At 35.8% G+C, this 11,821-nt stretch carries 11 protein-coding genes; all 11 read left to right on the top strand.

The window, feature by feature from the left end; all coding sequences use genetic code 11:
- On the top strand, nt 1-904 hold a 904-nt coding region (locus V7149_RS21450; protein ID WP_335347626.1), incomplete at its 5' end, for an ABC transporter permease.
- Nucleotides 905-918: 14 nt separating this feature from the next.
- Complete coding sequence (locus V7149_RS21445; protein ID WP_335347625.1) at nt 919-1,806, top strand: ABC transporter permease; 888 nt, start codon at nt 919-921, stop codon at nt 1,804-1,806.
- A 64-nt stretch (nt 1,807-1,870) separates the two neighbouring features.
- Nucleotides 1,871-2,890 carry an ABC transporter ATP-binding protein gene (locus tag V7149_RS21440; protein ID WP_335347624.1) on the top strand — a complete coding sequence of 340 codons (1,020 nt, stop codon included), beginning with the start codon at nt 1,871-1,873 and terminating at the stop codon, nt 2,888-2,890.
- Nucleotides 2,871-3,854: an ABC transporter ATP-binding protein gene (locus V7149_RS21435; RefSeq protein ID WP_335347623.1), complete on the top strand. Its 984-nt coding sequence runs from the start codon at nt 2,871-2,873 to the stop codon at nt 3,852-3,854. Before V7149_RS21440 ends, V7149_RS21435 begins: the two co-directional genes overlap by 20 nt.
- A 70-nt stretch (nt 3,855-3,924) precedes the next feature.
- Entirely contained in the window at nt 3,925-5,049 is a 1,125-nt protein-coding gene (locus tag V7149_RS21430) for a class II histone deacetylase (protein WP_335347622.1), read from the top strand.
- A 48-nt stretch (nt 5,050-5,097) separates the two neighbouring features.
- Entirely contained in the window at nt 5,098-6,522 is a 1,425-nt protein-coding gene (locus V7149_RS21425; protein WP_335347621.1) for an NAD-dependent succinate-semialdehyde dehydrogenase, read from the top strand.
- A 61-nt stretch (nt 6,523-6,583) separates the two neighbouring features.
- Nucleotides 6,584-7,966, top strand: a complete 1,383-nt coding sequence (locus tag V7149_RS21420) for an aminotransferase family protein (RefSeq protein ID WP_335347620.1) — start codon at nt 6,584-6,586, stop codon at nt 7,964-7,966.
- A gap of 143 nt (nt 7,967-8,109) precedes the next feature.
- Nucleotides 8,110-9,183 carry an ABC transporter ATP-binding protein gene (locus V7149_RS21415; RefSeq protein ID WP_335347619.1) on the top strand — a complete coding sequence of 358 codons (1,074 nt, stop codon included), beginning with the start codon at nt 8,110-8,112 and terminating at the stop codon, nt 9,181-9,183.
- Nucleotides 9,184-9,217: 34 nt separating this feature from the next.
- Nucleotides 9,218-10,279 (top strand): ABC transporter substrate-binding protein, encoded by a 1,062-nt coding sequence (locus tag V7149_RS21410; protein ID WP_335347618.1) that lies wholly within the window; start codon nt 9,218-9,220, stop codon nt 10,277-10,279.
- Nucleotides 10,280-10,359: 80 nt separating this feature from the next.
- Nucleotides 10,360-11,268, top strand: a complete 909-nt coding sequence (locus tag V7149_RS21405) for an ABC transporter permease (protein ID WP_335347617.1) — start codon at nt 10,360-10,362, stop codon at nt 11,266-11,268.
- Between the two features lies 1 nt (nt 11,269).
- Nucleotides 11,270-11,821: ABC transporter permease (locus V7149_RS21400; protein WP_335347616.1), on the top strand; the 552-nt coding region annotated here is incomplete at its 3' end.

Genomic DNA, 11,821 nt, shown 5'->3' with positions numbered 1-11,821 from the left:
GTTTATTGTTTCTATAATGGTTTTTATGATCGTACATTTAACTCCCGGAGATCCAGCAGCAGCGATTCTTGGAAGTTTAGCGAAACCTGACCAAATTGAAGAATTAAGAAATCAACTCGGTTTAAATGCGCCAATTCTTGAGCAATACCTTAACTGGATATTGGGGGTTTTTCAAGGGGATTTAGGTTATTCATACTTTATGAGGCAATCCGTTATGGAAGCAATTCTTTCTCATTTAGGGCCTACAATTTCCCTTTCGATATTAGCCCAAACAATTGCAATTGTCATTGGTATTCCATTTGGAATTATAGCTGCTAGGCGCAAAGGCACTTTTTTGGATCAATTTTTTATGGGATTATCTTTAATGGGACTCGCTGTACCAAGCTTTTTGTTAGGACTTTTTCTCATTTTATTACTAGCCGGTAAGTTGCAATGGCTGCCTGTTGCTGGTTATGCACCACTAAGCAAGGGCTTAGTGGAACATCTCAAATTTTTGATCATGCCGGTTATAGCATTGGGGAGTATGCAAATTGCACTGACAGCACGAATGACTAGAACTGCAATGTTGGATATTTTGAATTTGGATTTTATAAAAACTGCACGATCAAAGGGATTAAAAGAAAGCAGTGTTGTTTATAAGCATGCATTTAGAAATGCTATTTTACCTATATTAACTGTAATAGGTCAGTCATTCGGAATACTAGTTGCTGGTGCTGCTGTTACTGAAACAATATTTAATATTCCAGGTATCGGTCAATTAATTATTAACTCTGTTGCACGTAGAGATTTTGATGTCATCCAAGGAATTGTTTTATTTGTGGCTATGGTTTATGTGTTTATAAATCTAGTAGTTGATTTGTTATATGGTTTATTTGATCCAAGGGTACGGCTAAATAATAAGTAGAAGGGAGTCGAAAGATGAATACAGCATTAAATAACATTCAAATGGTTTCCCTTAAAAAAGATTTAAAAAAAGAGCAAAGACAATTGTTTATACAACGCTTTTTTTCAAATAAATTAGCAATAATCGGAATAGTGATTATTGTATTTCTAACTCTTCTTGCGAGTATCGGACCTATGTTATCAGCCTATGATCCTTATGAAATGGTACCTGAAGAACGATTAGTAGGGCCAAGTTTAGTTCACTGGTTAGGGACAGATAATTTGGGACGTGATTTGTTTGCAAGAATAGCATACGGTGCCCAGGTATCAATGGGTGTAGGATTTGCGGTTGCTATAATTACATCTATATTTGGTATGATTATAGGTCTTTATGCCAGTTATTATCGTTATTTAGATAATATCTTGATGAGAATCTGTGATGGGCTCATGTCATTTCCGGCCATTTTATTAGCCATTGCACTCATGGCCGCATTGGGCCCAAGTATTAGAAATGTCATTATATCCTTAGGAATTGTTTATATCCCCCATGTTGCACGGGTTGTACGTTCATCTGCTTTAATTATTCGTGAAGAAACCTATATTGAAGCAATGAAAGCACAAGGAGCTTCTCCACTTCGAATCATCTGGGGACATATTGCTCCTAATACATTATCTCCTCTTATTGTACAGGCGACATTTATTTTCGCAAATGCAATTATTGTTGAAGCTGCATTGAGCTTCTTAGGTGCAGGTGTACCTACTCCAGATCCAAGCTGGGGAAATATTTTGTATGATGGAAAAATCGTTATTTTTTCCTCTTGGTGGATGGTTGTTTTTCCAGGGATATCTATCAGTCTATCTGTTTTAGGATTAAATTTATTTGGCGATGGATTAAGGGATATTCTAGATCCTCACTCAAAATAAACCAAGTAATAAAAATATGCACCTAAGTGTCCTGATTTAAACACTTTTTAATAGGGGGATTTTAATGTCCGATCATCCACTTTTACAAATCAATGATTTGAAAACCCATTTTCATACTCAGCGAGGGCTGGTCACAGCGGTAGATGGAATTAGCTTACACGTTGAAGAGGGAGAAATATTAGGTGTTGTAGGTGAGTCAGGTTGCGGAAAGAGTGTTATGTCACAATCAATACTTAGATTATTTGATGAGAAGCATTTAGTAAAATATGAAGGGGAAATCTTGTTTCAAGAAAAGAGTTTGCTCAAAATGTCCGAATCAAATATAAGAAAAATCAGGGGAAATGATATTTCAATAATATTTCAGGATCCATTAAGCTCATTGAACCCAGTGTACACAATTGGTGATCAGATTGCAGAGGCTTTTATACTCCACCAAAAATTATGTAAAAATGTCGCTTATGAAAAAGCAATTGAGATGCTTCGATTAACTGGCATTCCAGTTCCGGAAAAAATGGTTCATAAGTATCCACATGAATTATCGGGAGGAATGAGGCAGCGTGCAATGATTGCAATGGCACTCGCATGCCAGCCTAAGCTTTTAATTGGAGATGAACCAACTACAGCATTAGATGTTACAATACAGGCGCAAATTCTAGATTTAATTGTTAGATTAAATAAAGAGATGAAAATGGGTGTTATTTTTATTACGCATGACCTTGGGGTTGTTGCAGAAATTTGTACTCGAGTAGTGGTTATGTATCTTGGCCAGGTTGTTGAGGAAGCTGATATAGAAAATCTGTTTTCAAACCCGCTTCATCCTTATACACGAGGCCTTTTAAAATCGATACCAAAAATGGATGGTGATAGATCCCAAAAACTTCATGTAATAGAGGGTACGGTACCTTCATTAAATGACATTCCGCGTGGCTGCCGATTTTCAACTAGATGCCCGTTTGCTGATGAACAATGTCGATCTGAACTTCCTGAATTAAAAACCTATCAAAAAGGGCAAAAAGTAAGGTGCTGGCATTATAGGGGAATTTTGGAAAATGGTGAGGTGGGCTATGTCAACGCAAATAACTAAAAAGATCAACCCTCTTCTTGAAGTGAAAGGGTTAAAAAAAATCTTTCCAATAAGAAATCCTTTGGGTAAAATGGAAGCCGAAGTAAAGGCAGTTAATGATGTATCTTTTAAATTATACCCTGGAGAAACTTTGGGATTAGTAGGAGAGTCCGGATGCGGAAAAAGTACTACTGGGAGAACATTATTGAGATTAATTGAACCGTCTGAAGGAGCTGCCTATTATAATAGCAAGGACATTTTTCAATTAAACGGTAATGAAATGAAAGATATTAGGCAGGAAATGCAGATGGTATTCCAGGATCCCTATTCATCGCTAAATCCAAAAAAGAGAATTGGTGCTATATTGGAAGAACCGCTTATAATTCACAAAAAAGGTACGAAAGAAGAACGTATGGATCGGGTACTAGATATTCTTGAAAAAGTAGGATTACGTATAGACCATTATTATCGGTATCCACATGAGTTTTCTGGAGGCCAAAGGCAACGCATAGGTTTAGCTAGAGCACTGATCCTTAATCCAAAAATGGTCATTTGTGATGAACCTGTTTCAGCACTGGATGTATCAATTCAATCCCAGATAATTAATTTACTGCAACAATTACAAGATGAGTTTAAGTTAACTTACTTATTTATTGCACATGATATTAGCATTGTACGACATATTTCAGATCGAATCGTAGTTATGTACTTAGGTAAAATTGTAGAAGAGGCGTCCACAGATAGTTTGATTTCACATCCATTACATCCATATACCCAATCTCTTCTATCTGCAGTCCCTCATCCTGAACCAAAGAAAAAAAAAGAAAGAATTATTTTGATGGGAGATATTCCATCACCAATGAATCCGCCATCAGGCTGTGTATTTCATACTAGATGTCCGCAGGCAAAGGATATTTGTAAAAAAGAAATACCGGTGAGAAAAGAAATGGCTTCAGGGCATTTTGTTACATGCCATCTCTACTAAATTTAATATAGAATCATATATCTATGAAAAGAGAAAAAATTTAAAAACAATTTATATGGAGGTTTTATATTTGTACAAAAAAACTGCTTTTTTATGTGATGAAAGTTATTTTTGGCACAATCCAGGAAATGGTGCTCTTGGCAGGAAAGCAGGGGGTTATGTAGAACCTTATATATATGCGGAAAATCCAGAAACAAAAAGGAGAGTAAAAAATCTTTTGGAAAGATGCGGGATTATGAATGAATTGAAAACGATTAGCCCAAGGGAAGCAACTAGGACTGAAGTAGAGTATTTTCATACGCCCTCCTATGTTGAAAAAGTAAAAATTTTAAGTGAAACAACTGGCGGAGATGCAGGTAAATCTGCAATTGTCGGCTGTGGATCCTATGAGATTGCCTTAAAAACAGTTGGGGGAGCAATTACAGCTGTAGACCATGTTCTATCAGGAAAAGTAAGAAATGCATACGCTTTGATCAGACCACCAGGCCATCATGCGGAAAGTGACGAAGGGATGGGGTTTTGTATATTCAATAATATAGCAATTGCAGCTTTACATGCGAAGAAAAAATATGGTCTCAAAAGGATATTAATTCTTGATTGGGATGTTCATCATGGAAATGGCACAGAAAAAGCTTTCTATTCCGATAATGAGGTATTATATATTTCAATACATCAAGAAAATTATTATCCCGCGGGAAGCGGAGCAGCTGAAAATACTGGTACAGATAACGGATATGGTTATAATGTCAATATTCCATTGCCTGCGGGAACCGGGGACGTTGGCTATATTTATGCTATGGAAGAGATAGTAACGCCATTGGCTGACCAATTTAAACCGGAGTTAATTTTAATTTCTGCAGGCCAAGATGCAAGTATGTTTGATCCTATGGGACGTATGATTGTTACAGCAGAAGGATATAGAAAAATGACAGCTATTATGAAAGAAATCGCAGATAAACATTGTAATGGCCGTATTGTAGCTTGTCATGAAGGAGGATATAGTGCTTCCTATGTACCGTTTTGTACTCTAAGAATTATTGAAGAATTATGTGAAATAGATTCTGGAGTGGAGGACCCGTTTGTAATAGGCAATCATGAATTACCAACAAGTGTAACAAGCTATCAAAAAGAAGCGATCGATAAGGTTATTAAATTACAAAGTAGTTTTTGGACATTTAGGGAAAAAATTTACTGAATATTCATTCTTATCCGTGTATTCAAATAACATTAAGGAGAAGATACAATGTTTATTAATAATAAATGGATTCAAACAGAAAAAACCTTAAATATTAAAAACCCAGCAACTGGTGAAATTGTTGATCGAGTGTACCTTGTCGGAAAGGAAGAGACGGTAGAGGCTATTCAAGCAGCAAAGAATGCTTTTTCTTCATGGTCAAGTTTAACAGCAGAACAGAGATCGGAATATCTAAATAAAATAGCTCAGAAATTAGAAGAAAGGAAGGAACATTTAGCTAGAATTATAACAATGGAGATGGGGAAAACCATCCACGGTGCAAGATATGAAGTGGGGAGTGCCATTTCATTTTTTAGATGGTATGCGGAAGAAGGTAAACGGGTTTACGGAGATACAATACCGGCAAATGCGCCAAACAAACGATTTACAGCCATTAAACAGCCTGTTGGAGTAGTAGGAGCAATCACTCCGTGGAACTTTCCATTGTCCATGGGGGCAAGGAAGTTAGGTCCCGCTTTAGCAGTTGGTTGTACAGTTGTTTTAAAACCTTCTAAGGAGGCACCTTTATCTTCTGTTGAATTATGCAAGATTTTTTCAGATGTTGGCTTGCCAGAGGGAGTAATAAATCTAGTAATTGGGGATTCTGCACCGATTGCTGAAGCATTAATGGAAAGCAGTGATGTTAAAAAAATTTCATTCACTGGATCAACTGAGGTAGGAAAAAAATTAATACGGCAGTCGGCCGATACAGTTAAAAGGGTATCAATGGAATTAGGAGGGCATGCTCCGTTTATTGTTTTTGAGGACGCAGATATTAAATTGGCCGTTAAAGGAGCGGTAAGCAGCAAATATGCATCGACCGGACAGCAGTGTGTATGCGCTAATAGAATCTATGTTCATGATTCCATTTATGAAAAGTTTGCTAATCAATTAAACGAAGAGGTATCAAAATTAACGATAGGAAACGGTTTAGATGAAAAAAATCAAATCGGACCATTAGTAAATGAAAGCGGATTAACTAAAGTCCATGAGCATGTTGAAGATGCAGTTAATAATGGTGCCAAGGTTTTATGTGGCGGAAATCGATTGACAAATGGAGATTATGCATATGGTTATTTTTATGCCCCAACGGTATTAATTGATGTAACAGAAGGAATGAAAGTGGTCCATGAAGAAACTTTTGGTCCTGTAGCTCCACTTATTCGCTTTACAGATGAGGACGAAGTAATCGAAAAAGCAAATAATACAGAGTACGGTCTAGCTTCATATTTTTATACCAATGATGTTTCCAGAGTATATAGGGTCTCTGAAAAATTAGAGTATGGAATGGTAGGTGTGAATGATCCTGCCCCTTTCGCGGTACAGGCGCCATTTGGCGGGGTAAAAGAAAGTGGTATTGGAAGAGAAGGAGGAAAATATGGTTTGGAGGATTACTTGGAATACAAATTGATATCCGTTTCAATTAAAAACTAATGTAAATATTGTTGATCGGGAAAAGTTATGTTGAAAAAAATTTATTTTAGGAGGAATTTAAATGACTAAATTTGGGCAAAGGCTACAATCGAAAACGAAGGAATTAGCTGAATTGGATAAAAAACACTATATTCATCCAACGACACATCAGAAATCTCATTTTGAAAATGGACCAAACATCATTTTTTCAGAAGGAAACGGCGTATATGTAAAAAATACGAATGGTGATACTTATATTGATGGGATGTCCATGCTCTGGAATGTAAATTTAGGTCATGGGCAAAAAGAGCTTGCCGAAGCAGCAAAAGAACAAATGTCTAAAATGGCATTTAGCTCTTCATTCCAGGGTTTTTCAAATGAACCAGCGATCAAACTGGCGGAAAAATTGTCACAAATTACACCAGGGGATCTTAATTCAATATTTTATACTTCTGGCGGATCCGAATCGAACGATACAGCTATTAAGCTTTCCAGATTTTATTGGATTTTAAAAGGGAAGCCAGCAAAAACAAAAATAATTGCCATAGAAAACAGTTACCATGGAGTTACAATAGGTGCGCAAACAGCAACTTTTATTCCACATTTTCATAATTTTTCTGGTTCAAATATTAATGGTGTTTATCATGCAAAGCCTTTTTTAACCAATTGTGAATTAGGGGATAAAAAAGATCCAAATTATGAAGGGTGTATAAGAGATATTATTGAAAAAGAGGGCGAGGATACGGTTGCTGCTATCATTATCGAACCAGTTCAAGGTTCAGGAGGTGTAAATATCCCGCCGGAAGGATATTTACAAGCGGTTCGGAAACTTTGTGACGAAAAGAATGTTTTATTTATCGCAGATGAGGTCATATGCGGTTTCGGCCGTACAGGGGAACTTTTTGGCGTTGATCACTGGAATGTTGTTCCTGATTTTATGAGTATTGCAAAAGGTATCACAAGCGGCTATTCCCAACTAGGCGGCGTTTTAATGAAGGACGAAATTAGGGATACTTTCAAGAACTATGATGGGATTTTAGCACACGGGTTCACATACAGCGGACACCCAACAGCTTGTGCAGTCGGTCTAAAAAATCTGGAGATCATTGAAAGAGAAGGTATTGTAGCAAATGTTAATTATATGGAAAAGGTTTTAAGGGAAGGACTGCAATATTTAGAAAGCAAGCACTGGAGTGTAACCAATACAAGAGCGATAGGATTGTTAGGAGCTTTTGACCTTTATGAGGATCGTGACACAAAAAAACATTTTGATCCTTCTGTGCAGCCTGGGGCTATTGTAGCAAATGAATGCTTTGATCGAAAGTTAATACTAAGGGGTGGAATTGGTTCTAATCGCGAAATTGTAGTCATGTCTCCACCTCTTATTATTAATAAAGAAGAAGTTGAGGAAATCATAGATATTTTAGATCAATCAATCACAGCCTTTGAAAATAGAATACGCTAGGTGTTAATGAAAGTTTAAAAACCAAAAACGATAAAAATAAATAATAGAAACAGACAGCCCTTTGGAAGATCATTAGGGCTGTCATGTTTTTCTCTTTGAATTATTTAATACTGCATTAAGGGGGAAGAAAATTGGTTAATGGGGTGGAAATAGAAAATGTTTCAAAACTTTATAAAGATTTTAAAGCGTTAGATAATGTATCTCTCAATATTAAAAAGGGAGAATTTATGACTATTTTAGGACCCAGTGGGTCGGGTAAAACTACATTACTGAAGTTGATCGCAGGATTTGAAAAAATAAACAAAGGTATTATTCTAATCAATAGCCAGGATATTTCAAAGAAAAAGTCATATGAAAGAAATATAGGAATGGTCTTCCAAAACTATGCCCTTTTTCCGCATATGACTGTTTATAATAATGTCGCCTATCCTTTAAAAAATAGGAAGATTAATAAGGCAAAAATTAAAGAAATGGTTGATCGGATTCTAGAATTGGTAGATCTAAAGGAATATTCCGAAAGATATCCATCACAGTTATCAGGCGGTCAGCAGCAAAGGGTTGCATTAGCACGCGCAATCGTTTTTAAACCTCCTTTTATACTTCTAGATGAACCACTTTCAGCTCTTGACAAAAACTTAAGAAATCATATGCAAATTGAAATGAAAAGAATTCATGATTATGTTGGAGCAACAACTCTTGCAGTAACCCATGATCAAGAAGAAGCGTTAACCATGTCAGATCGAATTTGTGTTATGAAGGACGGAAAGATTTTACAAGTTGATACACCTGTAAATTTATATAAATTCCCAAATAATAGATTTGTTGCAACTTTTTTAGGCGAAAATAATCTAATTAATGGACAACTTTTAGAAATAAACGAACAAATGGCCCGTGTGAAGATTCGAGATAATCTAATTGTGAAAGCAAAAGTAACTCAATCGTTTTTGGACCAAATGAAGAAGGATAAAAAGGATGAGGTTTTTATCGCTATCCGGCCCGAAAATATTGATTTATGTAAAGAAGACTTTCATGAAAACAATTCAATTGAAGTACAGGTTGTTAAGAAAACCTATCTAGGTGATGCAATTAAAATAGATACTGATTTTCAAGGGAACTTATTGTCATTAAAGCTACCTGTAAAAAAAGGGGAATTTTTATTGGAAGGCAAGAGGGCGTTAATCGGCTGGAAAAAAAATGATGCAATATTAATTCACTGAGAATTCAAATAAATGTTTGAGATGGGGGAAGGAAATGAAAAAAACAGTTCCAGCGGTTTTATTATTACTGCTTTTAATGTTAACAGCATGTGCGAAGGAATCAAATACTGAACAAAAAGAGGGAGCTAAATCAGAAAGTAAACAATTGGTATTAGTGGATTGGGGAGGGGAAGGACATAAGGGACGAGAAGAAGCCTATATAAAGCGTTTTGAAAAAGAGTATGGAGTTAAGGTAATAAGTCAAACACCGCCAGATTACGGAAAATTAAAAGCTATGGTTGATAGCGGCAATGTAGAGTGGGATGTAGTGTCAGCAGAAACAGAATTTGTTCCGAGAGGAGTAAGCCAAGGGCTTTTGGAAAAACTTGATTACTCTGTCATTGATAAAACCGATATTTTACCTTGGACCGTGGATGAATATGGAGTGGGTGCGGAAATTTATTCACGATCAATCGCTTATAATACTGACATGATAAAAAAGGGTGAACACCCTAAAAATTGGACGGAATTTTGGGATACAGACAAATACCCTGGTAAGAGAGCAATGTGGGATTATCCAGTTGGTTTGTTAGAAATAGCCTTGATGGCGGATGGTGTAAAACCTACGGATATTTACCCAATGGATATCGATAGAGCTTTTAATAGTTTAGATAAAATCAAAGAGCACATCATTTGGTGGTCATCGGGAGCAGAACCGATTCAATTATTAGCTAGTGGAGAGGTACCATTAGCTGATGCGTGGAACGGCAGGGTGGTCGTCGCAAGACAAGATGGAGCTCCTATGGACATTGAATATGCAGGTAGTACCTCTCATGCGAATTCATGGGTTATTCCAAAAGGAGCAAAAAATAAAGAGTTGGCTATGCAATTTATTGCTTTTATGACTACGGCTGAGTCTACTGCTAATTATTCAATGGAACTTCCATATATTCCAGTAAATACAAAAGCAAAAGAAATGATTGATGATGAAAAGGCGTTAGCCGAAATTGAAGCGTTTGAAAGCAAATCAGACACACAAGTAGCTATAGATTCTGAATGGTGGTTCGAAAACTTTGATTCTGTTAACGAACGATTCCAACAATGGTTATTAAAATAAAAAAAGGGATAGGATTGGAATTGTCTATCCTATCCCTTCTAATTCTTAAAATAATGCTGCAAGGAGGGTAAAAAATAAAAATGGAAAATAAATTAGACAGTGTGCAGAAGGACATCATTAAAACGGTCAATGAACCAACTTATCCCAAGTGGTACCAAATACCAATGATGGAATGGTTACTACTTATACTTCCATTAGTATATATTTTTATTTTTCTTGGCATTTCCCTCGCTGGCTTATTAAGATTAAGCGTTTATGATGAAACCGGATTTACTTTAGAATATATAACAAGATTTTTTACCGAAGAGGTCTATAGAAAGGTTCTCTTAAATACTTTTAAAATCAGTCTTTATGTTACAATTATTTGCTTACTATTAGGTTATCCTGTTGCCTATTTTTTGGTAAAAACGCAATCTAAAAAAGTAAAAGATATCGTAATAGGGATTGTATTTATATCTTTTTGGATTAGCCTACTAGTGCGTACATTCTCTTGGATGATCATTCTTCGTTCAAATGGGGTTATTAATCAAATATTAATAGGGATCGGAATTATTGATGAACCAATAAAAATATTATATAACACCACAGGAGTTGTCATCGGGATGACCCATATCTTACTACCGTATATGATATTGGTAGCATATTCTAGTATGATAAAAATTGATTTAAGATTAATTCAAGCTGCTCAGGGCCTAGGGGCAAAATCTTGGAAAGCCTTCATGAATATCTTTTTGCCGCTTTCACTGCCTGGCGTTTTTTCAGGCTCATTAATCGTATTCGTTATGTCAATTGGGTATTATGTTACTCCGTCTATTTTAGGAGGTTCCAATAATACAATGGTTGGAGAGTTAATTAGTGATCAGGTAAGTGTAGTGTTAAATTGGAATTTTGCAGCGACTTTATCAATCATACTATTAATTGCTACTTTCATTTTGCTAGGTGTTTCGGCAATTTTTGCTAACACTAGCTTTTCGAAGGGGAGGAATTAATATGTGGCTTTTTATTGTGGTATTTATTATTCTTTTATTTTTGATTTTTCCTATTTTAATAATCGTTCCATTGTCATTAAGCTCTTCTAAGTTTTTTATTTTTCCCCCCAAGGAAATTTCACTCGAATGGTTTTATAATTTATTTTCCGAAACCTTATGGGTGGATTCTATACTAAGAAGTTTAGAAATTGCCTTTTTCTCAACAATTTTGTCACTTATTATTGGTTTAATGGCAGCGGTAGGCTGTTACCGTTTAAATTTTAATGGAAAAAAAATATTCATGGCCATTATGGTTTCACCAATGATGATTCCTGTAATCGTTGTTGGTATAGCATTGTATAGATTTTATTCGGAAATTAATATTGTTGGTACGACAGCAGGCATGGTCATTGGCCATAGTTTAATAGCTATTCCCTTAGTATTCGTAACGGTATTAACGAGTTTAAATGGCTTTGATCGAAATCTTGAATTAGCAGCATTAAATCTAGGTTCTAATCCAATTGGAGTATTTTTTAAAATCATTCTTCCAAATATAAAACAAGCTGTTATTGCA

The organism is Bacillus sp. JJ1503, from assembly GCF_036965125.1.
In the GTDB taxonomy this organism is placed as follows: Bacteria; Bacillota; Bacilli; order Bacillales; family Cytobacillaceae; genus Cytobacillus.
Note: the sequence above shows the minus strand (reverse complement) of the source record. Positions and strands in the feature narration are given on the sequence as shown.